A 23,720-nucleotide genomic window follows, 5' to 3' on the forward strand; every position below is an offset into this window, starting at 1 on the left:
TAGAGCCCACTCAACCACTGCGTCTTGCTCGATAATCCAAAGACAATTGAGAGGCTAGGACTTCTGTCCCAGCCTCGTTTTTTGATTTAATTGCGTCTGGCTTGTTGTTGTTTGAAATGGTAGTAAGCTCCTATCATCCCTGCCGTATTTTGATGATGCGCAAACTCCAATTGTGTCTTGTCTGCTAGGCTCGGAACAAGAGAAGCCTTGAGAGCTGCTGAAATCTTTGGTTTCAAAATAGCTTCCTGTCCCATGACTCCACCACCAAGAATGACCACTTGAGGATTGACAACATAACAGATATTGGCAAGCCCCTTGCCCAGGTAGTCGACCATGCGATCGATTCCTGCCATACAGATGGTATTTCCTTGGGTCGCTTCCTTGAATATGCGACGACCACTCCATTGTTCAACAGGATCCCCATGCTCCTTGGCAACATATTCAACCAAAGCTGTCGTCGAGGCCAAATCTTGGAAGGCGCCATCTTGAAGATGAAAGTAACCTACCTCGCAAGCAGAATTGCTAAAGCCATGGAAAATCTCCCCATTGATCAAGAGACAGCCACCAATGCCAGTACCGACCGTTAAACAGACGGCAACTTGAGCACCCTGGCCATTCCCTGACATCACTTCTGCTAAACCAGCACAGTTGACGTCATTTTCAATTTCGCAGGGGATTTGATAGGTCTCTTCAATTTCTTTTTTGAACTGAGTTCCTGCATAATTAGGAATCTGAGGGCCTGCATAAAAGATTTCCCCCTTATCGGGGTCAACCATCCCAGCTGACGAAATACAGACTCCAAGAATAGTATTTTCTTCGAGGTAAGATTCTACTAAAGCTTTGGTTTTCCCTAGAATTCCAGGTCCCCCTTTTTCAGCTTCTGTCGGCATTTCATGCGACTCGATCAGATTCTCTGCTTCATCAATCAGACCATATTTGATATTGGTCCCACCGATATCAATCGCTAGGTAATAGGCCATACACCTCTCCTTTCCGATTTACACTCTTTTTTAAAGGAAACGTTCCTTGACTTCACGGATTAAGCTAGCTGCTTTTTGAACCACTTCCTGGTCTGCTTCAGTTACCGGGGTTAATGGACTCCGAACAGATCCCAGTTCTAGACCTTCATTGATCCGCAAGACTTCTTTAATGACCCCATACATGTTTCCATGAGCAGACGTCAAGACTCCGATAATGCCATTGATGGCAAACTGCAAGGCACGCGCAGTCTCTAAGTCTTTCTCAGCAATCAGCTGATTGAGTTTCAAGAAGAGTTCCGGCATAGCACCATAGGTGCCTCCAATACCTGCTCCTGCTCCCATCAGACGGCCACCTAAGAATTGTTCATCTGGACCATTAAAGACGATATGGTCATCACCTCCCAAAGAAGCAAAGGTCTGGATATCTTGCACAGGCATGGAAGAGTTTTTCACCCCAATCACCCGTGGGTTTTTCAACATTTCTTTATACAGACTTGGTGTCAGAGCTACCCCTGCTAATTGCGGGATATTGTAGATGACAAAGTCTGTGTTTGGCGCTGCTGCGCTGATTTCATTCCAGTAGTGGGCCACACTGTATTCTGGTAAGCGGAAATAAATTGGCGGAATGGCCGCAATGGCATCTACTCCAAGTTCTTCTGCATGTCGTGCCAATTCCACGCTGTCCTTGGTATTGTTGCAGGCCACGTGAGCGATGATGGTCAATTTTCCTTTAGCCACTGCCATGACTTCTTCCAAGACTAGCTTGCGATCGGCTACGCTCTGGTAGATACATTCGCCGGAAGATCCGTTGACATACAAGCCCTGCACACCTTTCGCGATAAAATATTCTACCAGCGCACGTACCCGCTCCGGGCTAATTTCTCCTTGGTCATCATAGCAGGCATAAAAAGCCGGGATGACTCCTTCATATTTTTTTAAATCTGACATTTTTTCTCCTTTTGTCGTATCAGTAATATTATTAACCCATGATCTCTGATAATTTAACTTTTCGGTCTTCATTAATGGAACGAGTACAAGCATCAGCAGACGCAATCGCTTCTAACGCCGCTTCTCCGGTTAATAGTTTTTCAAATTCTTTTGATACAGGAGCACCATTCATTATGTCATGAAGGTATTTCATTTCTTTATCAATAACAGAAGATAGCCATAATGGAGTTCGTTTCCCTGGTTTGCCATAAGCAATGGCACCATCCATCTCCGTACTATGATAAATTCTTGTACGGTCATCATCCTCTTCCTGAGATTCATGAATTAAGAAATAAGTTTCTTTTCCATCTACTTTCAGAGTACCTTTACAATTAAATAGGTCTAATTTTATAGCACCCTTCGTTCCCTGAATCAGAACATAGTGTTCTCCCCAACGATAGGCAGAACCCCATTCAAGCAAGGCAAATCGCTTGCCAGGGAATTCCATATTAACAAAAATCATATCATCTTCATCACCAAAGTTTTCTCCTTGGTGAGCTACATTTCCACCTGTCATCGTAACTGTTTCAGGAATACCTCCCATTAAAAATTGAACGCAATCCAACTCATGGATATGGTGGTAAAGATGGCCCCCTGATTTTTCACGAATTTTTTTCCATGAAATGGATGGTTGTTGTTCTTCCCAGCCATTTCTCGCTGTATGACAGTACAAAACATCTCCAATAACCCCTTGATTGATCAATTCTTTAGCATGATGAACACCATTAAAGAAATTCATAATGTGACCAGCCATGAAAATCACACCATTTTCTTTACATGTTTCTACCATCTCTTTACAATCTTCATATGATAAAGCAATCGGTTTTTCACAGAAAACATTTTTTCCATTCTGAGCAGCTTTAATAACGGGTTCTTTATGCAGATTATTAGGAGAAGCAACAATCACGCAGTCCACATCATCACTTTGAACCAATTCATCTAGTGACGAAGCCACTCGTGCTCCTAATTCTTCTGCTACAGCTTCTGCATTTTCTGGATCATACACAACTGTAATTACTGCACCGTCATTTTCTTTCATATATCTTGCTAATTCAGCACCAAAGTATCCTGTGCCAACAACACCATAATTTACAACCATTGTTTTTCTCCTGTTTCTATTTTTACTATTTTACGGATCCTTCAGAAAGACCACTTGCAATTTTATTTTGGATAATTGAGAAGAAGATGATTGAAGGCAGTACCACAATTACAGAGGCTGCCATCATATCTCCCCAATCTAGAATCTCCGAACCGTTTAATGAACGCAAAGCCACCGCAACCGTCATCTTACTTGTATCATTGATCAAGATCAATGCATAAAGAAATTCATTCCAAGCATTAATAAAGGTATATATGGCTGTGGCCACAATCCCTGGTGCAACAATTGGTAACACCACTTTATAAAAGGTAACAAATTTATTCGCGCCATCTATTTTTGCTGCTTCCTCGATTCCAATTGGAACTGTTTGGAAGAACCCTACTAACAACCACACTGCATAAGGGACACTAAACGAAAGATAAACAATCATTAAACCAATTAAACTATTGGTTAATCCAACTTTTGCAACGGCAATAGAATAAGGAATTGCCAACAAGATCGGAGGGAAGATATAAGTAATTACTAACAATCGAGACATGATCGCCCCTAATTTTGGAAAGAAGCGAACAATCCCGTAAGCAGCCATTGCAGAAATGATAATAGCGATGACAGTTGTCGTTAATGCGATTAATAAGCTATTTTTTATATTATCTATAAAATGTAGGTCATTAATAACATGCGTAAAATAATCGAGAGTAAACTGTTTAGGCCAAAATCTTGTTGGAAACTGGGTTAATTCACCTTTTCCTTTTACAGAAGATAAAAGGATCCAAATTAAAGGAAAAATTGCGATAATAGTTGAAATAACTAAAACAACATGTGACCCAATATCAAGGAGTACATTTGTTCTTCTCTTCATCATTTTCTACCCTCCTTCTCCCATTTACTAATTACTCCAAAGTAAATGAAACATACTGCCAACAAGAAAATAAATAGCAAGACTGTTACTGCGGAGGCACGCCCAAGAAGTTTTGTTCCCCAACCGAGATTATATGCGAATATTGGCAATGTTGTTGTTGCGTTTGAAGGGCCTCCACCTGTAATCAGATAGATAATATCAAAGTTATTAAAGATCCATACTGTTCTAAGTACAACAAGTAATCCGACTACTACTTTAATATGAGGTAAAATTACAAATCGAAAAACTTGCCAACTGGAGGCTCCATCAATCCTAGCTGCTTCAAACTGTTCCTCCGGAACCGTTTGTAAGGCAGATAGAACATTGACCATGATCATAGGGGCACCAAACCAAATATTAATAAATACTAAACAGATGAAAGCCCACGTACTTTCTGTCAAAAATCCAGGGACGTGATTCATCAGTCCTAATTTCACAATCAAGTTAGGTAGATAACCATATACTCCATTTAAGATCCATTGCCAAGAAAAGGCAATGACAATAGTTGGGAACGCCCAAGGAACAATCAACAATGTCCTATATAACTTCTTAAAACGTCTAACTCTATGCAATGCAAGTGCTAATACAAAACCAACAAGCACTTGTCCCACAAGAGAAAAGACTGTCCATTTAAGGGAGTTGAAGAAGGCATTGTAGAAATTAGGATCCGATAAAACTGCTTTATAATTTGCTAATCCTACAAATTTATACCGCGGCAAGATCAAATGTTTGTTTGTAAAGCTAAAATAAATGCTGGAGAAAAATGGGTAAACAAATAATAGTCCAACAATGATAATAGCAGGTAACACAAACACCCATCGAGTCAAATTTCTATTTTTGACCATATGCTTTTTCCTCTCTAAAAACAGAGGCTACATTATTGTAGCCTCTGCTATTATTATTTAACATCAACTGCTACAGTTTCGAATAAATCGTTCAATTGTTTTTCTGCATCCTTAGCAGCCTCCATTGGATCTTTACCATTTGTAATAATATCTTGGAACATTTGTTCAATGATATGTTGGTTTGTTAACATTCCAGCTTGAACACTTGGACCATTTTCATATCCAATAGCTGTACCTTTTTCTGCTGCTTTTGTAATAACTTCTTCTGCATGTTGGAATTTCTTGCGAATGTCATTATCTTTATAGGCTGGATCATCACTAATTCCTTTGATGGCAGGCAACATTCCAACAGGAGTTGAATCTAAGAAATTAATGTAATCTTCCTTTTCATACAAAGATTCTAAGAATGCCTTCGCTACTTCTGGATGTTTGGAATTCTTCCAAACTACCAATGGAATATTAGAAGTTTCAATACCATAATCTTTATCTGATTCTTTCACCTTTGGAATAGGATAGGCATCAATTGCATCAATCAATTGAGGGCTATTTGCTTGGATACCACCAACATGGAATCCTGAGTTAAAGTCAAATGCTGTCTTTCCTTGATAGAACAAAGTGGCTTGTTGCAAGACATTAAAGTTAAGTGAATCTTTTGGAGAAAATTCCTTGTACATCTTCACCCAATATTTAATTCCATCTTGAGCCAGTTTACTTGTCAAGTCAGCTTTCATATCTTTTGTCAAAAGACTTCCACCACCACTTCGTACATAGAAATTCAAGAAGCGTGTCCCCATCATATCATTTGTCCCGAAAGGTACAGACACTCCATAAACTCCATTTTCTTTTAATTTTTTGGAAGCCTCATACAATTGATCCCATGTTTTTGGAACTTCAATATTATATTGTTTCAATAAATCGGTGCGAACCCACATTACTTGAGCATGTGAGTACAAAGGAATGGAATAAAAATTGCCATCAACCTTCGCTTCATCTAATGCTGTTTTATTAAATTTATCTTCTCCTATTTTTTTAACGGTATCATTCAATGGAACCAAAGCATCTGAATTGACCATTTCCATGACCTGATTCGGCAATGCAGTGCTAATATCTGGAACATTCCCATTTGCTAATCCAGTCGTCCATTTTGTATAGAAGTCGTTCCATGAAAACGTCTCAATCTTAATTTTAACCTTTGGATGCTTCTTCATAAACTCATCCGCTGATTTTTGAATACTTTCTAACCGCGGACCCTGAGTAAATGAGTGCCACACTACAATTTCACCAGATAATTCTCCAGTTTTATTACTTCCTTCTGCATCATTTTTTGAAGATGAACATGCAGTGACAAATAATGCGAATAACGCGAGAACCAAAGCTAAAAGAATTTTCTTACTATTTTTCATTGTTTTCCTCTTTCTGTTTTAAATACAAAATATGTAATCAGCGCTTTGAAGACTTAACTTCTCCGAAAAAACTAACTATATTGCCTATCTCCTCCATTTTCTATTTAAGACATCTAATCAATCGCAATTTTGAATAAATATTTTCTGACTGTTTCTTCCTGACCTGAATAACCATTTGGTTGGTGAGGTTCACCAGGGAAGAAGACTGCAAAATTATGATAGCCCAAATGAAGTGGATAGAATTTCTCACAATGAACAAAGCCAATATCACTTGCTTCATCAAATGGAATAGCTTCATCTAGGATAAGGGAACCGTAGCTAGAAAATTCATGTCCTTCAACTAATAAATGAAGGTCGGCATAACGGCGATGATGTTCAAAGCGATCATTTTCATCTTTGTTAAGGGTGTTTTCTTGGACAACGAGAAAGACCTTGTCACCGTCGATATCATATCTCCCTAGCTCAAAAGAATCTTTCCGGTGTTCATAGAGAAAATCAATCGCTTGATCCAGATTAGGATGAATCCCTTTGTACAATTTTATGTTTATTAAATCATCAAATATCATCTATTTCTCCTTTTACACTAGATTTATGTTGCAGAAAGTTAAGCAAATATGACTTCCTTCTTGAAATCTTCATCGTTATCCTTCACTGAAACATTCTCATTAAATGAATTCGACTAGTCTCTATTGGGTCTCCTCCTCCTTCAATCTTCTGTTTTGTTTTCTCAATTTAATGCTGCGACGAAGCGTTCTGTAATTTCTTTAGGTCGTGTGATAGCTCCCCCTACTACAACTCCTCTGACACCCAGGTCATGAATTTCTTTGGCTTGTGCAGGATAATGAATCTTACCTTCAGCAATCACATCGACACCCGCTTGGCAGAGTTGGCGAATCAAGTCAATGTCAGGTCCGTCTACTTTCGGGCTATAATCTGTGTACCCAGATAAGGTCGTTCCGACAAAATCAACCCCTGCTTCGACAGCTGTTAAGCCTTCTTCAAAGGTGCTGATATCTGCCATCAAGAGTTGATCAGGATATTTCTCCTTCACTTGCTGGATAAAGTCGACAATCGATAGACCGTCATGACGCGGACGTTTGGTACAATCCAGGGCAATCACTGCGATATCTAATACGGCCAATTCATCTACTTCTTTCATAGTAGCAGTAATGAATGGTTCCTCAGGAGGATAATCTCTCTTGATGATCCCGATAATCGGAAGTTTTGTCACTTCCTTGATTTCTTTGATATCGCGGACACTATTCGCTCGGATTCCAACCGCCCCTCCTTGCTCAGCTGCTTTGACCAAGAGAGGAATCACACCTCCTGCCTCTGTGTAGAGAGGTTCATGAGGAAGCGCCTGACAAGAAACGATAATGCCGTCTTTGATCTGTTGAATTAATTCTTCTTTCGTGATCTTGGACATACATTCCATCTCCTTTATTTATTACGTCAACTCGAGTACTTGTAAAGTTATTATATAGTATTTTTAAAGCGCTTACAATGTTTTAGAGCTATTTTGATTATAGTTTCATATTTTAAACTATAATCTCTTTCCTCTGAAACTAGTTTCAGAGATGCAAACATTCTAAAACTTTTTTAGAAATTTTTTCCATTTCCAGATTTTTATACGAATAGTATAAGTGACCAAACAAAAAGAAAGGAGGACCACAGATGTACTATACTCCCATTATCATCCCATGGTTTTTGTATTACTTCTTCCGAAAATAAATAAGGAAAGGGAATACCGAACATGAAAAAGAATACCAAAGCTTTTGTTCTATTAATCTTGCTTTCATTGATCTTGTTTTAAACTAAAACCTTGAAACGTAAGAAAAACACAGCATTGGCTATTGACCTTATCCTTGCTTCATCTAATCAGATTAGCTGACACAAGGTGAATAAAAGGCTACCCATACAAGCTAGCTCTATTGGAAAATTACCCTAGCTTTGCTTCTCAACAAAAATTAGGATTATTAAAATATGAGATGGCCTATCCACACTATAATCTTTGCAATCATCATCGCATTAACTGTTTTACATGATGCACATCTGATTGCGTTTCAACCACAGATTAATTTAGCCATTGCGGCTACAATCTATCTAGCAGTTGATGCTAGATGGCGACAAACAAGAAAGAAAGAGGAAAATTAAATGACAACAGAATTCACACAAAAATTCACACCCTTAACAGAAGAAGAATTGACACAAGTTGATGGGGGAGCTATCCCATTGGTTGCTTGGATCCTTGCTCATCCCTATCTATCTGGCACTATTGCTGGTGGTGTAACAGCTGTCGGAACTGCCATTTGGGGAGCATTTAAATAATTAATTTGAAGGAGAAAAGCAATGATAGACCAAGTACAATTTAAAGATCTCACGCATGAAGAATTAAGTGATATTAATGGTGGAGGACTCCCTTTTCTATTAGTTTTCGCTTACGGTTTTTCTTCTGCTTATATCGGGACAACAAAACTGATCGATGCATTTCATAGTAATATGACACGGAAATGGTAAAGGAGGAGACCAATGAGTCTGGTATTTATCACCCTCATCCTTTTGACGGGATACTGCATTCTTGATAAAAAAGCACCCAAACAGGTAGAAGGGTACTTTCCTAAATTTGCTATTGCCTTCATGGTCACTTTCACCATTCTCAACGAGGCAATTGATTTACTCTACACAATCTTACATTAAGGAGGACACTTATGGATACAAGCATCCATTATACTTACCTAACAGAAGCTGAACTGGCGACCATTGATGGAGGAGCCTCCGTTTTTGACTCGGCAAAATTCATCGTTCAAACATGGAATATTTTATACAATTCCGGACGTGATTTTGGCCGTAGTATCATCAATGGCATCATGCACTAGAAAGGAGCAAGCATGAAACTCGAAGAAACACGTTTTAGAAGCTTGTCCGAGCAGGAACTCAGCCATGTAGATGGTGGATCCGTCTGGATCACTGTCGGACTGATCGCTACTCCCCTGCTCATGGGAACCTTCGCTGGCGCCTTTGACGAATACGCTCGCAAACGAGGCAAACAGTAACACTTCTTTATCATCTCACTAAACAGTACAAAAAATCCCAGCTTTTAAAAAAGCTAGGATTTTTTCGTTTGAACGAAGCAAGCCCTTTTTCTATTCTCCCTCTTCATCATCGAGGAGAGAGATCCCAAATAAATGTCTTCTAGAACTTTCGATGCACTAGGCCGTTTTTTGAATCGGTTTTTCCTTTACGACAAACACAAAGCCAATAGAGCCGACGAATGCCCCAAGCAAGATCCAATAAACTATATCCGTTGAAGTGAACGGACCTTCTAAGAGACCAGCCAATAAAAAGAGATCAATATACAATCTGGTGTCACGATAAAAGTCCCAATTGAAATGGTAGCTACCTACTGGATGCTGGCGAATGGACACCTGCGGTTGAAAGACCTGAAGAAGAATCAAAATCCCTACAAAAGCAAGATAAGCAAGGCTAACAACCGAAAGCGGATCCTGTGTCATCATAGCTACAGCCACTAAAAGTAAGACCAAGAGCCAGAAATGAAAGTCCAACCAGAACTCACGATGATAATGGAACATTTTCATAAGATCACACCTTTCTATTTATGTTATATTTCTAATAATATTAGAGTACGTTTTATTAGGAGTAGCAAGTAAATAGACGTGACAAGAACAACTACTACATCTGTTAAAAAGGACAGGAACAGTTTCATGTTCCTGTCCTTTTTGTTTCAGCATCAAACGATTGAGCCTTCTTAGCTGAGGTCATTATCAATAATGACTTTCAAGGCATTGTTTTCGCCAGCATGTTTGAAGATTTCGTATGCCTTTTCTGCTTCTGAAAGTTTGAAGTGGTGGGTCACTAACTTCGTCGCATCAATCTTGCCAGATTTCAAAACATTAAGAAGCATTTCAGTTGTATTGGCATTGACCAAACCAGTATTGAGCGTGATGTTCTTAATCCAAAGGTCGTCAAGATTGAAGCTAACTGGTTTACCATGCACTCCGACGTTGGCAATATGACCGCCGACCGAGATAATATTTTGGCAGACATCGAAGGTAGCTGGATAGCCCACACATTCCATAGAGATATCAACACCACGACCATCGGTCACTTCATTGATAAAGGCCTTGATTTCATCAATATCACTTGAACAGATGGTATGAGTAGCTCCAAACTTCTTAGAAGCTTCGAGACGTGATTCTGACAAGTCTACCATGATAATGGTAGCTGGTGAGAAGAATTGTACGGTTAAGAGAGCTGCCAAACCGATTGGCCCTGCACCAACGATACAAACGTTGTCTCCAGGTTTCACGTGAGAAGGGAGCACTCCAATCTCATAGGAAGTAGGCAGAATATCAGAGAGCATAACCAGGGCTTCGTCATCTACAGAAGCTGGTGCATGATAGAGACTGCCGTCTGCGTGAGGGATATGGACATACTCTGCTTGGGTACCGTTGATCAAGTGGCCAAGGATCCAGCCCCCATCTTCACAGTGGGAAGGCAAGCCACGTTTACAGTAGTAGCAAGTGTTACAAGCTGTTACGCATGAGATGATAACCTTGTCTCCTACCTTAAAGTTCGTAACCGCATCGCCGACTTCTTCGACAATCCCAATTCCTTCATGACCCAGGATGGTCCCTTCTTTACAAGCTGGAACATCACCACCCAAAATATGGAGGTCTGTTCCACAAATGGTCGTTTTCACTAGACGAACAATCGCATCAGTTGGTTTCTTGATCACTGGTTTTGGTTGATCAATCAACTGAAGATTTCCTGCTGATACATATGTTGCTGCTTTCATAAGCGACTCCTTTTTTGTTGGTTTTATCAAACCATTTTATTACAGTTTTTACTTTGTGAATATTATAACATACAAAGCAAGCGCTTGCAACATATTTATTAGATTTCTTTAAAAGATAGTTTTCAGGTCTCAAAAATCAATTTCTAGCGTTAAGATAAAGAAAAATCCCTCGCTCTTTTGAGCGAGGGGTAGCTGATAAACATCAGTTGTTCTCTAGCGCCTTATTTACGACGTCCTGGACGTTCTTTGTAACCATAGTATGCATCTTCGATGATTTCTTGCATGTGGTCTACCATTGGAAGACGTGGGTTAGCTGGTGAACATTGATCTTCGTAAGCAAGGAAGGCCAATTCGCGAGAATGTTTCTTCCATTCTTTTTCGTCAATTCCTTGTGCTTTAAAGTTCATTTCAATTCCTACACGTTCACCGAGTTCGTAAACAGCTTTCGCGTAAGCTTCAACTGCTTCTTCTGGTGTAGAGCATGGAAGGCCAAGCATACGAGCGATGTCTTGATACTTCTCATCTGCACGGTAGTAGTTGTACTTAGGCCATGTTGCTGTCTTAGCTGGGCGTGTACCGTTGTAGCGGATAACGTATGGAAGCAAGATTGCATTGGTCCGTCCGTGAATGGTGTGGAATTGCGCACCAATCTTGTGAGCCATTGAGTGAGAAATACCTAGGAAGGCATTGGCGAAGGCCATACCAGCAATAGTTGAAGCGTTATGCATTTTCTCACGTGAGTGGAAGTCTGCATTCTTCACTGAGCTTTCCAAGTTTTCAAAGACAAGTTTGATGGCTTGAAGAGCAAGACCATCAGTGTAGTCGCTAGCCATTTGTGATACGTAAGCTTCAGTCGCGTGAGTCAATACGTCCATACCAGTATCAGCCGCAACAGATCCAGGAACTGTCAATACCAAGGCAGGGTCTACAATGGCAACCGTTGGAGTCAATGAGTAGTCTGCGATTGGGTATTTACGGTTGTTTGCTTTATCAGAGATAACGGCAAATGGAGTTACTTCAGATCCTGTACCAGATGTTGTTGGGATCGCGATGAATTTAGTTTTCTTACCAAGCAATGGGAATTTGAAGGCACGTTTACGGATATCCATGAATTTTTGTACAAGGTCACGGAAGTCCACTTCTGGTTGTTCATAGAAGAGCCACATTACTTTAGCCGCATCCATTGGAGATCCACCGCCGAGAGCGACGATAGTATCTGGTTTGAAGGCACGCATGATCTCTGTACCACGTTCAACAGTTGTGATATCTGGATCTGGTTCAACGTCTGCAAAGATTTGGTAAACTACCTTGTTGCGACGAAGGTCAAGCTGTTCGATGATACGATCAAGGAAACCAAGCTCTACCATAGCGTGGTCTGTAACGATCATGACACGTTCAACGTCACGACATTTTTGTAGGTATTCAATTGAATCACGTTCAAAGTATGTTTTTGAAGGAAGTTTCATCCATTGCATGTTATTTCTCCGGCGTCCGACTTTTTTGATATTCAAGAGGTTGATGGCACTAACGTTGTCCCCAACAGAGTTACGTCCGTAAGAACCACATCCAAGTGTCAATGATGGCAAGAAGGCATTGTAAACATCCCCGATACCACCGAAAGTCGAAGGAGAGTTGCAGATCACACGAATGGCTTTAACTGCTTTACCAAATTCTTTGGTCAATTCTTCGTCAGCTGTATGGATGGCAGCTGAGTGACCAAGACCGTTGAATTCAACCATTTGACGAGCTTTGTTAATTCCGTCTTCACGGCTTTCAGATTTCAAGACAGCGATGACTGGTGACAATTTTTCACGAGTCAAAGGCTCTTTTTCGCCAACTTCTTTACATTCTGCCGCAAGGATATTGGTTCCTTCTGGAACTGAGAAGCCAGCTTGTTCAGCGATCCATGCTGCTGGTTTCCCAACGATGTCCGCATTCAATTTCGCACCCGCACAGTTTTTGCTGTTAGCTTTTACACCAAAGCAGAACTCTTCAAGAAGGGCTTTTTCTTTTTTGTTGACGAAGTAAGTGTGGTAAGATTTGAATTCTTCAACAAACTCATCGTAGATTTCTTTATCGATGATGACCGCTTGTTCAGACGCACAGACCATACCATTGTCAAATGATTTAGACATGACGATATCGTGTGCAGCTTGGCGGATGTTAGCTGATTTTTCGACATAAGCAGGAACGTTTCCGGCACCGACCCCAAGAGCTGGTTTACCGCAAGAATAGGCAGCTTTCACCATTGCGTTACCACCTGTTGCAAGGATAGTCGCAATCCCTTCGTGGTTCATAAGGGCACTGGTTGCTTCCATAGATGGTTGCGTGATCCATTGCACACAGTTTTCAGGAGCTCCTGCTTTAATCGCTGCATCGCGGACGATTTGTGCCGCATGAGCAGATGATTCTTGCGCTGATGGGTGGAAAGCAAAGACGATAGGGTTCCGTGTCTTCAAGGAAATCAATGCTTTAAAGATTGCTGTTGAAGTTGGGTTGGTTGTAGGTGTGATCCCGCAGACTACTCCGACTGGCTCAGCAATCAAGGTCAAACCAGTGACATCATCTTCTTGAATGACACCAACTGTCTTGGTGTGACGCATGTTGTTTACAACGTGCTCACAAGCGAACAAGTTCTTAGTCGCCTTGTCTTCAAAGACTCCACGACCAGTTTCTTCATAGGCATGAAGAGCGAGCTCACCGTGAGCGTCAAGAGCAGCTACAGATGCTTTCGCCACAATGTAGTCTACTTGCTCCTGATCCAATTTGCGCATTTCTTCAAGCGCTACGAGCGCTTTTTGCACCAACTCGTCTACATGTTTTTCAGCAGCGAGTTTCTTTTCTTCAGGTGAGAGAGTTTTTTTATCAGCCATTTGATACTTTCCTCCAATGTTTGAAACCCTTATCCTTTTCCGGAACTTTTTCTTGTTTTCAGAAACTTTCAAGAATAGTGTAAGAAATTTCGATTTGTTAATTTTTTCACAATATTATTGTACTCTATTTTAGAAAATTTGTAAATAGTTTCACAAAGATTTTTTTAACTTTTTATCATGAATCCTCCTTCTCCTTCTATACAGGAGTATTTTCAAGAAAAAATTGAAGGATGTTTTTGAGAAAGCACTTCAATTTCACAAACAAATATTTTCACGCAATTTTTGTAAGCGTTTTCTTAATTTTACTAAAAAAAGCAATTTTCTTCAAGTGAAAATTGCTTAAGTCGTTTAGTAATTTTTACGGCTTAACTGGCCCTCTATTTGCTTGATCAACTGCTTCTTTTACGACGTTAGCGTATAGATTTCCCCCAACATCGATGGAGCCATCTGATTCTAAACCAAAGTGGACACTATCCGTTCCAGCCCAGATAGCTGGATTTTCGACAGCAACTTGATGCCAGTCCGCTACATAGACATAATCGTATTTTTTAGCTAACTCTAGCTCATACTTTCGAGTCTGAACGGTGACGCTCTTGCTATCATTTGCTTCACGTCCATCATATGGGGTCACAAAGATTAAGCGATGTCCTTTTGGTAGTTCTTGAACAAACTTATCCAACAATTCTTGATAATTATTAGAAGAGTTAGTTCCAAGTGCGATCACCACGTTCTTGAGCAAGACTCTATTGGCAATATCCGTTTCATATACCTTTAAGCCTGAGTCCAGATTGCGACTCACCAAAGCATCTAGTTGGATATCTGGCAGAACTTGTTTCAGATAATCTGATGCCCGGAGGTTTACAGAATCTCCGATCATGGTCACGCCATCTGATACATTGTAGGAAGTCGCTGAAGCATTGTCAACTTGGGCACGCGTGATCTGCATCTTGCTGTCGGATTGACGAAGCCCTTCGGTAATCAGGTTTTCATCAAAGGCTCCGACGCGTGGCGCAAAGAGTGCAATCCCAAACATGAGCAAGGTCAAGGGAATCGCGCTGTAAAAGAGTGGTTTCGTGAAACTTCTGAGATCCATCGAGATCCCAAAAATCTTCGGTTCACGTCCAGCCAAGGTTGGTTCAATAATATAGAAACTCAAGGCAGCAAGACTAAAGGATACAAGCGCTGTTAATAGAGAAGCCCATCCATTGGTCATTAATTGAGAAAAGATGATGTAAAATGGCCAGTGGAAGAGATAAACCCCATAACTTGTATCTGCAATAAAGGTAATCACTGCAGGTTCTTTCTGATCTGGCGTCTTTTCATGAAGGACACGCGTCATCACAATCATCACAGATGCAGCAAGAGTTGCTACTAAAAATCCAAATAAATAGGTCCAAACACTATCAAATGGAAGAATAAATGTCAAGACCAACAAAACTAGAAAAGCACCCGCTAAAATCGTTAACGTCTTCTGTAGAGATAGCTTCTTCACTAATTGAGTAAGATTTGGGCTGGTCGTTGTAATCCCTGTCACTGTCGCTAAAGCACTCCCCACAAAGAAAGGAAAGACGTGAGCGATACTAGAAAAATAGACATTGGACAAATTCTTGGTGACCAGCGCTCCGACAAAGAAGGTCAGGAAGGCCACCAAAAAGAGACCTGTCGACGACAGGAAGATATAGCCTCTATATTGGCCAACTGACTTAGCTTTTTTACCCAAAAACCAAGCCAAAAGAGCCCAGAGGACGTAGTAATGAACTTCAAGAGCCAAACTCCAAGTATGAATGAAAAGATGGGGGATGAACTGACTTTCGTAACTTCCGCCACTTAACATCTCATAGAAATTGGTCACAAAGCCAAAGACGGCAGCAATCTGTGTCCCAAGCCCAGCAATAAAGTCTCGTCTGACCAAGAAGGTAAAAGGCATGACCAGCAAGACCATAAAGACTAAAGGTGGGACAATCCGGTAGAAGCGTCGTCTAAGGAAGCCCTTGAGATCAATTTTTTGATGACGGGCAAACTCATCGATCAGAAGAGCCGTGATCAAAAATCCTGAGAAAGTAAAGAAGATATCTACTCCAATAAATCCACCAGGAAAAACCTTTTGGAAGAAATGGTAGAGAAGAACGAGAAGAAGTCCCGTTATCCGTACCAATGAAAACCATTTAATTCGCATTTTGATAAATTCCTTGTTTAAACGTTCCCTTATAGACGACATTTTGTTCTGTCGTCAAGGTTCCCTGTCCTTCTGGTTGACCATTGACAAATTCACCTTCATATTTCCAACCAGCCTTGGCTGTAAAGGTTCCATAACCACTAAAGGTTCCATTGACAAAATTGCCCTTGTAGGTGTCCCCATTCTCAAAGGTCACCGTCCCTTGGCCATTCATCTTGCCTCGGACGACACTTCCGTCGTAGCGAATAGCTCCCTTATCGAGGGTCAACACACCTCCGAAAGGAATGGAGGAAAGAAATACCCACAAAGCAGACAGAACAATAATCCCCAAGGACAATCGTTCAATATTCTCTCTCGTAACATAGACCTTATAGGTCTCAAATAATTCTTTTATTTTTTCCATACTCTGTTCATTCTTTTTATCTTCAGCCGGTTACTCATTTCAGGAGCCAGTCCGAAACTAATCTTCTAATCGATCCAACCACTCTTGACAACCAGCTAGAACACGGCGATAGGTCTCTTCGAAATCTCCTGTGTACCATGGATCTGGAACACTTTCTCCTGCAAAGAGATGAATCTTGTGCTCTGTTCCAGGAGGTGCCATTCGTTTGAGGTCAGCTACATTGTTCTCATCCATTCCTAAGATCAGATCAAAGGCATGAAAATCTTGGTCGCTGATTTGAAGGGATGTTTTAGAAGCATCATAGGGCACGCCATGACTACGAAAAATCTTTTGAGTCCCTTGGTGAATAGGGTTCCCGTGCTCCCAGTTAGAAGTGGCACGACTTTCAATCTCATACTGGTTGGTCAAGTCCTTCATGACAAACTCTGCCATGGGGCTCCGACAAATATTTCCTAAACACACAAATACAATTTTTTTCATGACAGCACCTCCTTTCTATTATAACAGAATGTAAGAAAAATATAATCTGCTAAAATTATATTTTTGAGGCAAGACGAAAAAAGCCTGTCCATCGTTGAGGTGGGCTGACTTTCTTTTTTTATTCAGGCAGGATGATCTGAAGGGATAGCCATTTTCGTTTCCAATCTTTCTTCCGCATACGCTCTGTATAAACCGCCAAACGCTCGGGACTGGCTAAAAAATGTGGAGTCGGCTGAACGATGAAATCTTCGATATCCCTTGTCCCATAGGGGAGAAAGAGCTCTAGCTGACCATCTTTCCTTAAGCGAACTGCAATTGCTGTACACTGCTCGGGGTATTTAGAAACCGCGTCACAAGCACTGCGATAAGGAGCCGTCCCCGGACTATGCTGGTGCATATAGACTTGATTTTTGACTTCCCAAGCGTACTGAGGATAGGTCTTCTTTAATCCCTGCTCGATCTGCAAAGTCTCCTCATAGCTAATCGTAGGGTCATAAAAGACCAGATCCATATCGGTCGTCGCATCAAACCCTGGTTTTCCAGAGAGCTGGTTCCAGACGAAATTGCGCACCGCACCAGCTGCAAGCCAAGCGTCTGCCAGGTTGAGATCCCGAATAATGGCCAAGACAGTCATCATCTCTTGATCCGCTTGGATTTGCTCTACTATCGCTTTTTCCGTTAGCATCTTCTTCTAGTCTCCATTGTAGGGATAACCCAGGTGTTCATAAGCCTTGCGGGTCGCCACGCGCCCTGTCCGGGTCCGCATGATAAAGCCTTTCTGAATCAAGTAAGGCTCATACATATCTTCTACGGTCTCTCGCTCTTCGGCAATATTAACCGATAGAGTCCCAAGGCCAACCGGGCCGCCACCGTACATCTCAATCATGGTCCTCAGGATCTTTTGATCGACATAGTCCAGTCCTTCATGGTCCACATCTAGCATAGAGAGGGCCTTGTCAGTAATGGTGTCATCAATCAAGCCATCACCCATAATCTGAGCAAAATCACGCACCCGCTTCAGCAAACGGTTGGCAATCCGAGGAGTCCCCCGACTACGAAGAGAAAGCTCCTCGGCAGCCTCGTGAGTAATCTCCATCTCAAAAATCTCGGCGGTCCGCTCGACTATCTCTGTCAGATCATCTTGCTCGTAGTATTCCATATGACCGGTAATTCCAAAGCGAGCGCGCAAGGGATTGGACAGCATCCCAGCTCGAGTCGTCGCACCAATCAAGGTAAAGGGAGGAAGATCCAGATGGACACTCCGGCTGGTCTCGCCAGCACCAATCATGATGTCGATGTAAAAATCTTCCATGGCACTGTATAGTACTTCTTCGACTGACATAGGAAGACGGTGGATTTCATCAATAAAGAGAACATCGCCTGGCTCTAGATCATTGAGGATAGCTACCAAATCACCAGCCTTTTCAATGACAGGACCGGAAGTCTGCTTTAGATTGACGCCCAGTTCATTGGCAATAACAAAAGCCATCGTAGTCTTCCCTAGTCCCGGAGGACCAAAAAGAAGGATATGATCCAGCGCCTCATCCCGAAGCTTGGCTGCCTCGATAAAGATTTTTAACTGGTCCTTGACCTTATCTTGACCGATATATTCATGTAAATATTGCGGGCGCAGCGTCCGTTCAACAGCCTCTTCATCGCCCATGATCTCATTGTCTAAAATTCTACTCATACAGTCTATTATAGCAAAAAATGATGCCTCTGATGATTTAAAATCATATTCTATTCAATATGTCACTAATTATTGATTGTTGGGTGTTGGGAATCGATTCCCCTCTTAAACTACCTTGTTTCTTTTTAAGGAATGTACCTAAACTCGCTAATACTCGTAAAGAATAAGGAACGTAGTTTTCGCTCCGCTCAAACTGCGTCAACGTACCTAAACTCGTCTACGTCCCTATCAGGCTTGGTTAGATGAAATAGGTTTAGTAATAATTACATAACGCAGTGGTTGATTGGTATCTTTGTTCGCTCTTATAGCTCCAAAGATTACCTAATCAACTGTGCGGGGGTGAGACAACGAACAATTTTAAAAAATTGTTCTGTCTCACTCCCAGAAAAAAAGCCACCGGTTTTGGTGGCTCTTATAGGGAGATTATTATGAAAAAGTTTTAGGAGTTTTATCATTCAAAGTTAGGAGGTCTTTGATGATGGTATTAGTATACGACGGGAAGCTTAAAGTTTCCTTATAGTCATTTTTTAAATTTTTTTCAAAAAAAGAGGAGGTTCCAAGCAAAGATTTCACATCCTTGTTTGTCACCCTCTCTTTCTTATCTATTTCTTAGCAATGGCATGGTAGCTGGTCTTGCTGGTGAAGATTTGACCCGCTCTCAAGATAACCTTTTCAGCTTGGTCGCTATGAATGGCATCTGGTACGATTTGGAATTCTAGAGCCAAGCCATTGTGTTGAACCATTGGTTTGCCTTCCAGATAAACCGTTTCATCCACAAAGTTAGCAGAATACACCACCAAGGCGGGAGCTTCTGACTTGAAGGTCAAAAAGCGTCCAGACGGCTGATGATAGAAGAAGCCTGCATTCTCATGCCCTTCTGGAAGAGCAAATGGATGGTCCAAGCCTTCTACCAGGCGGATTTGCGGATCAGAATCCTTAAAGAGATCCTCTAAGAGCATAGCTTGGTAGAGATGCTGAACAACCGGACTTTCTTTGTCCACAGTGTGAAGAGGGACACCGTCGGGATGGATAGGGTAAAGCCCTTGATGGTTGATCTGAAAGACATGGTCATTAATCGGCTGAGTGAAGTTTCCTGATAGGTTGAAATAGCTGTGGTTGGTCGGATTAACTAGAGTATCTTGGTCCGTTTCTACTCGATAGCTGATTTCCAACTCCCCTGCTTCCGTCAAGCCATAGGTCACCCAGATCTTGAGATTTCCAGGGAAACCGCCGGTACCATCCGCACGCTCTGTGTACAGGGTGATTTCTTGGTCTGTCACGGATTCCACGCTAAACAAGGCGCTGTCCCAGCCAGTCGGTCCACTGTGGTTGCAGTTGGCACCATTATTGGCTTCTAAGTGATAGGTTTGACCATTGAGCTCAAAACTTGCCTCCGCAATCCGGCCCGCGACTGGGCCAATGCTAGCTCCATACTTGGGGCTATTGCCGACATAGGCATCAAAATTGTCAAAGCCCAATACAATATTAGCGAATTGATCATGCTTGTCTGGTGTCACATACTCTAAGATCGTCGCCCCATAGGTCATGACAGACAATTGACAACCTAGGTCATTTTCGAGGCGATAAGCTTCTACGTCTTGGCCGTCCAGTTGACCAAATAGATATTTTTGATAGTGTTTCACAAGTTGTCTCCTCCAAGATCATTCATTCTAGTGAAAAGGGTGAATCACCACTCCTTGTACAACCCGATTGACGGTACCGGTTGGTGATGGCGTGTCTGGACGATTTTGAACCTTGAGCGAAGTCAAGAGAGAAATCAATTGACCGTAGATAATGTATGGGAAGGCACGGTAGATATCTAGTGAGTCTGCAGAAGCTTCTACTAACACTTCTCGTACCTGCTCAATACCTGCAGCTTGGTCCGTCAAGAGGACGACCTGACGGGCAATCTGATCCCCTGCTACTTCTCCAACCAAATCTAGATCATACTGACGCGTATAAGGATCAATGGAGCCAAATACCAAGACGAGAGTTTGGTCATTGATAAGAGATTTCGGTCCGTGACGGAAGCCGACAGGACTCTCGTACATGGTCGCGATTTTACCGGCAGTCAATTCCAAAATCTTGAGTTGAGCTTCATGAGCTAGCCCAAAGAAAGGTCCTGCCCCCAGATAGATGACGCGTTCGAAATCTAAATCTACAACTTCCTTGACCTCACGGTCTTTCTCCAAGACTTGCTCTGACAGACGAATCAGTTCTTCTACTCGTTTTGCCTTGATTTCTTCCTCGCTTGGATCAAAGACCAAGAGGGCTGTCAGGAGCATAGAGGTAAAGCTGGAGGTCATGGCAAAGCCGGCGTCGTTGGTTTCTTTTGGTTGTAAAAGCAAGAGATTGCGCTCATCTCCGTGGGCCTGCTGGGCCAGTTTTCCTTCTGCTGCACAAGTAATGGTGATCTGATAAAGTTCATCAACCAAGTCTTGGGCCAGCTGCACTGTTGCGACACTTTCAGGAGAGTTGCCGCTTCGTGCAAAGGAAACCAAGATCGTCGCCACTTCTTTTTTGAGATAGATTTGTGGATGCGCCACGATATCGGTCGTCGCAATGGATTGGAAATTCCAATGCCGTTCATCGTGCACTTCCTGCAAATACGGAACCAAGGTGTCCCCCACATAGGCTGAAGTTCCCGCACCTGTCAAGATCACTTTGATGTATCCATGACGCTTCCCAATGGTCTCTAAAAACTCTTGAATTTCTTTTGCTTTCTCCTGATAGAGACGATAGGTCTCTTTCCAAACTTCCGGTTGCTGGTAAATTTCACGCGTCGTAATCTCAGCCCCCAGTTCCAGCAGTTCTTCTTTTGTATAATCTAGCATGCTTCTCCTCTTTTCTACTCGCCTTATAAGCGGTAAGAGGCCGAGACAATTGTCCCAGCCCCATTCCGAATGTTCAAGCGGTTTTCGCTATCGTATTTTACTCATCCTCGTCGTCATCAAAGTTGGATAAGAGATCATTAACCTTCACGATGCTTTCTTGTGCACGCGCTGGATAAGCTTCTTCTCCTCCGACCAGGCTGTTATTAATAAATTCAATTACCATTGGCAAGTTCATCCCTGCATAGAGGTCAATGGCGCGCCCTTCAAGAATCAGACGGCTAACCGTATTACAAGGAGTGCCTCCCAAAAGATCCGCAAAGACGATATAGTCCTCAAAGTCTGCAACACAGGCTTCAAACTTGGCTGTAAACTCCTCAGGACCTTCCTCTGGCAAGAGGGCCACGGCATGAATGTTGTCTTGTGGTCCCATAATCATTTCTGTGCTGGCCTTGAGCTCTTCACAGAAGCGACCATGACTGACCAATACTAGGTGTTTTGCCATACCTTACTCCATTATGCCATTCCAAAGAAGAAGTGGCCAAATGCTGAGAATGCGATTGCTGCAAGGATGATGAGCAAGATAGCTTTTGTAGAGTTCATACCCTTACGTCCAAGCAACCAGTAGATTACACCTGTGATGATAGCTGGTACCAAACGTGGGAAGATAAGGTTGAGCATATCTTGAATTTCAATCGCTTTGTTCCCAATGTGTGGAGTCCAAGAAACTTCAACACCAATCATGCTGGCAATCAAGGCACCAACCATGAAGATACCCAGAACGGCAGCTGCATCGATCAAAGCTGTCAAGGTACTTTGCATGTTGTTGATGAGGTTAACCCCTTCTTTATAGGCAAATTCCAATTGTTTCCAACGGAAAATGTCATAAGCAAATGCCACAGCGATCCACAAGAAGATACCGGCTGGGTTTCCTGCAACAGCCAAAGTTGCTGCGATTGAACCCATAATAGCTGGTACCAATGATCCAAAGATGGAGTCTCCAAGAGGGGCAAATGGTCCCATGAGACCTGTCTTGATCCCGTTAACCGCATCTTTCGATTTCACACCATCTTTTTCTTCCAAGGCCAAATCAAAACCAGTGATAATGGTGTGGAAGAATGGTGAAGTATTGAAGAATTGCGTATGCAATTTCATCATTTCTTTCAATTCTGGAGTGCCATCACCATACATTTTACGCAACTGAGGTAAAAGCATATAAAGGTAACCAGAAGCCTGCATCCGTTCGTAGTTCCAACCCAATTGGAAGGTGAAGAGGCTACGTTTGTTGATTTGTTTGAAATCCTCTTTAGTGAGTTTGTAGTTCTTAGAATTCGTCATCTTCAATTTCCCCGCTTTCTGATTCAGTTACTGGAGCAGCTACAACTGTACGTTGGCTGTTTTTGAAGTGTTGTACTGCAAGGAAGATACCGATAATGGCAATACCAATCATAGATACAGATTTGAAGTTGTTTGTGAAGGCAACCATTTGTTCTTTTGGAAGTTTTGCAAAAGCATCTGTTCCAAGCATTGCTGAAACGGCGTTACCAACACTTTGAACATTGCTATAAAGCACTGTCAACATTGCTGTTAAGCCAAAGCCAAGTGCTAAGTAGTGAAGGTTACGACGAACAGGAAGGTAACGAAGCAAGATCGCAAATCCAAGACCTGGAAGCATTTGACCCGCAAGTTTCAGACCGTTTGCCAACCATTGTACATTAGCAAGACCTGTAACAACAGTTTCTACGAAAGCTCCACCAAAAGCAAGAGCGAAGAAAACTGGGAGAGCTCGAGAAAGAGCCCAAGGAATCGCTCCAAGAAGGTAGTTGCGTTCGATACCTTTGTAGTCAAAGCGGTCGATTGCAGCATCTACACGGTGAGCGAAGTAAGTTGTAGTCATACGACCAAGAATATCAAAGTAGGTCAACAAAGTTGCTACCGGCACAGCGATTGTAGCAATAGCAAGCTCTGGATCAATCCCTTGTGCTACTGAGAAGGCAGTCGCAAGAACGGCACCAGAAGTCGCGTCAATACGAGAAGCCCCACCGAAAGTACCAACACCGAGTACTGTCAATTGAAGAGAAGCTCCGATAAAGAGACCTGTCTTTAAATCTCCCATGACAAGTCCTGTAATGAAACCAGCAAAGACTGGTGATCCTGCTGATGAAACAATCGTCAACTCATCACAGATTTGATAAGCTGAGTACAAAGTAAGTAGTAAAATTTGCCACCATTGTATCAT

At 42.0% G+C, this 23,720-nt stretch carries 26 protein-coding genes; 5 read left to right on the forward strand and 21 right to left on the reverse strand.

Translation table 11 applies throughout. The features are described from left to right. Positions 1-86: 86 nt before the first annotated feature. From ADH49_RS00235 to ADH49_RS00270, 8 genes are all read right to left on the reverse strand, one after another. Positions 87-980 (reverse strand): ROK family protein, encoded by an 894-nt coding sequence (locus ADH49_RS00235; protein ID WP_048687817.1) that lies wholly within the window; start codon positions 978-980, stop codon positions 87-89. Between the two features lie 30 nt (positions 981-1,010). Continuing rightward, entirely contained in the window at positions 1,011-1,928 is a 918-nt protein-coding gene (locus ADH49_RS00240) for a dihydrodipicolinate synthase family protein (protein WP_048687819.1), read from the reverse strand. Between the two features lie 31 nt (positions 1,929-1,959). Beyond that, positions 1,960-3,066, reverse strand: a complete 1,107-nt coding sequence (locus tag ADH49_RS00245) for a Gfo/Idh/MocA family protein (protein WP_006595261.1) — start codon at positions 3,064-3,066, stop codon at positions 1,960-1,962. 25 nt (positions 3,067-3,091) lie between these two features. After that, the gene (locus tag ADH49_RS00250; RefSeq protein WP_048687910.1) at positions 3,092-3,925 is read right to left on the reverse strand and encodes a carbohydrate ABC transporter permease; all 834 of its coding nucleotides are present in this window, start codon (positions 3,923-3,925) and stop codon (positions 3,092-3,094) included. After that, positions 3,925-4,809: a carbohydrate ABC transporter permease gene (locus tag ADH49_RS00255; protein WP_048687823.1), complete on the reverse strand. Its 885-nt coding sequence runs from the start codon at positions 4,807-4,809 to the stop codon at positions 3,925-3,927. The genes ADH49_RS00250 and ADH49_RS00255 overlap by 1 nt, the downstream gene beginning before the upstream one ends. Before the next feature lie 53 nt (positions 4,810-4,862). Further along, entirely contained in the window at positions 4,863-6,212 is a 1,350-nt protein-coding gene (locus ADH49_RS00260; RefSeq protein WP_048687825.1) for an ABC transporter substrate-binding protein, read from the reverse strand. A 113-nt stretch (positions 6,213-6,325) separates the two neighbouring features. After that, the gene (locus tag ADH49_RS00265) at positions 6,326-6,778 is read right to left on the reverse strand and encodes a YhcH/YjgK/YiaL family protein (protein WP_048687828.1); all 453 of its coding nucleotides are present in this window, start codon (positions 6,776-6,778) and stop codon (positions 6,326-6,328) included. 161 nt (positions 6,779-6,939) lie between these two features. Then, positions 6,940-7,638: an N-acetylmannosamine-6-phosphate 2-epimerase gene (locus ADH49_RS00270; protein WP_048687830.1), complete on the reverse strand. Its 699-nt coding sequence runs from the start codon at positions 7,636-7,638 to the stop codon at positions 6,940-6,942. Between the two features lie 728 nt (positions 7,639-8,366). On the opposite strand from ADH49_RS00270, the gene ADH49_RS00275 reads away from it, so the two are divergent. The 5 genes from ADH49_RS00275 to ADH49_RS10240 are packed head-to-tail and all read left to right on the forward strand — an operon-like array spanning position 8,367 to position 9,265. Next, a complete protein-coding gene (locus ADH49_RS00275) occupies positions 8,367-8,540 on the forward strand; it encodes a Blp family class II bacteriocin (RefSeq protein ID WP_006595268.1) in 174 nt (57 codons plus the stop codon). 21 nt (positions 8,541-8,561) lie between these two features. Next, on the forward strand, positions 8,562-8,729 hold the full coding sequence (locus tag ADH49_RS00280; protein WP_006595269.1) for a class IIb bacteriocin, lactobin A/cerein 7B family: 168 nt from the start codon (positions 8,562-8,564) through the stop codon (positions 8,727-8,729). Positions 8,730-8,741: 12 nt separating this feature from the next. After that, on the forward strand, positions 8,742-8,909 hold the full coding sequence (locus ADH49_RS10235; protein WP_006595270.1) for a hypothetical protein: 168 nt from the start codon (positions 8,742-8,744) through the stop codon (positions 8,907-8,909). An 11-nt stretch (positions 8,910-8,920) separates the two neighbouring features. Continuing rightward, a complete protein-coding gene (locus ADH49_RS00285; protein WP_048687832.1) occupies positions 8,921-9,088 on the forward strand; it encodes a hypothetical protein in 168 nt (55 codons plus the stop codon). A 12-nt stretch (positions 9,089-9,100) separates the two neighbouring features. Continuing rightward, on the forward strand, positions 9,101-9,265 hold the full coding sequence (locus tag ADH49_RS10240; RefSeq protein WP_185761541.1) for a hypothetical protein: 165 nt from the start codon (positions 9,101-9,103) through the stop codon (positions 9,263-9,265). Positions 9,266-9,421: 156 nt separating this feature from the next. Here the strand turns inward: ADH49_RS10240 and ADH49_RS00290 are convergent, their stop codons facing one another. The 13 genes from ADH49_RS00290 to ADH49_RS00355 form a co-directional block, all read right to left on the reverse strand. Continuing rightward, positions 9,422-9,808, reverse strand: coding sequence for a hypothetical protein (locus ADH49_RS00290; protein ID WP_048687834.1), 387 nt, complete (start codon positions 9,806-9,808; stop codon positions 9,422-9,424). A 170-nt stretch (positions 9,809-9,978) separates the two neighbouring features. Next, positions 9,979-11,028, reverse strand: coding sequence for a zinc-dependent alcohol dehydrogenase family protein (locus tag ADH49_RS00295; RefSeq protein ID WP_023027479.1), 1,050 nt, complete (start codon positions 11,026-11,028; stop codon positions 9,979-9,981). Positions 11,029-11,249: 221 nt separating this feature from the next. After that, positions 11,250-13,901: a bifunctional acetaldehyde-CoA/alcohol dehydrogenase gene (gene adhE, locus ADH49_RS00300; protein ID WP_048687838.1), complete on the reverse strand. Its 2,652-nt coding sequence runs from the start codon at positions 13,899-13,901 to the stop codon at positions 11,250-11,252. A 358-nt stretch (positions 13,902-14,259) separates the two neighbouring features. Further along, a complete protein-coding gene (locus ADH49_RS00305) occupies positions 14,260-16,077 on the reverse strand; it encodes an acyltransferase family protein (RefSeq protein ID WP_048687840.1) in 1,818 nt (605 codons plus the stop codon). Beyond that, positions 16,067-16,480, reverse strand: a complete 414-nt coding sequence (locus ADH49_RS00310; protein WP_006595277.1) for a hypothetical protein — start codon at positions 16,478-16,480, stop codon at positions 16,067-16,069. Before ADH49_RS00310 ends, ADH49_RS00305 begins: the two co-directional genes overlap by 11 nt. A 57-nt stretch (positions 16,481-16,537) precedes the next feature. Continuing rightward, a complete protein-coding gene (locus ADH49_RS00315; RefSeq protein ID WP_048687842.1) occupies positions 16,538-16,960 on the reverse strand; it encodes a low molecular weight protein-tyrosine-phosphatase in 423 nt (140 codons plus the stop codon). Between the two features lie 118 nt (positions 16,961-17,078). After that, entirely contained in the window at positions 17,079-17,645 is a 567-nt protein-coding gene (locus ADH49_RS00320; protein WP_048687844.1) for a nucleotidyltransferase family protein, read from the reverse strand. 6 nt (positions 17,646-17,651) lie between these two features. Next, positions 17,652-18,650, reverse strand: a complete 999-nt coding sequence (ruvB, locus tag ADH49_RS00325) for a Holliday junction branch migration DNA helicase RuvB (RefSeq protein ID WP_082161844.1) — start codon at positions 18,648-18,650, stop codon at positions 17,652-17,654. 602 nt (positions 18,651-19,252) lie between these two features. Next, positions 19,253-20,293 carry an aldose epimerase family protein gene (locus ADH49_RS00335; RefSeq protein ID WP_048687850.1) on the reverse strand — a complete coding sequence of 347 codons (1,041 nt, stop codon included), beginning with the start codon at positions 20,291-20,293 and terminating at the stop codon, positions 19,253-19,255. Positions 20,294-20,320: 27 nt separating this feature from the next. After that, positions 20,321-21,484 carry an SIS domain-containing protein gene (locus tag ADH49_RS00340; RefSeq protein ID WP_048687851.1) on the reverse strand — a complete coding sequence of 388 codons (1,164 nt, stop codon included), beginning with the start codon at positions 21,482-21,484 and terminating at the stop codon, positions 20,321-20,323. A 97-nt stretch (positions 21,485-21,581) separates the two neighbouring features. Further along, entirely contained in the window at positions 21,582-21,986 is a 405-nt protein-coding gene (locus ADH49_RS00345; protein WP_006595284.1) for a PTS sugar transporter subunit IIA, read from the reverse strand. 11 nt (positions 21,987-21,997) lie between these two features. Then, on the reverse strand, positions 21,998-22,819 hold the full coding sequence (locus tag ADH49_RS00350; protein WP_048687854.1) for a PTS system mannose/fructose/sorbose family transporter subunit IID: 822 nt from the start codon (positions 22,817-22,819) through the stop codon (positions 21,998-22,000). Then, positions 22,806-23,720 carry a PTS mannose/fructose/sorbose/N-acetylgalactosamine transporter subunit IIC gene (locus ADH49_RS00355; RefSeq protein WP_048687856.1) on the reverse strand — a complete coding sequence of 305 codons (915 nt, stop codon included), beginning with the start codon at positions 23,718-23,720 and terminating at the stop codon, positions 22,806-22,808. The genes ADH49_RS00350 and ADH49_RS00355 overlap by 14 nt, the downstream gene beginning before the upstream one ends.

Source organism: Streptococcus sp. 400_SSPC (genome assembly GCF_001072745.1).
GTDB lineage: Bacteria > Bacillota > Bacilli > Lactobacillales > Streptococcaceae > Streptococcus > Streptococcus xiaochunlingii.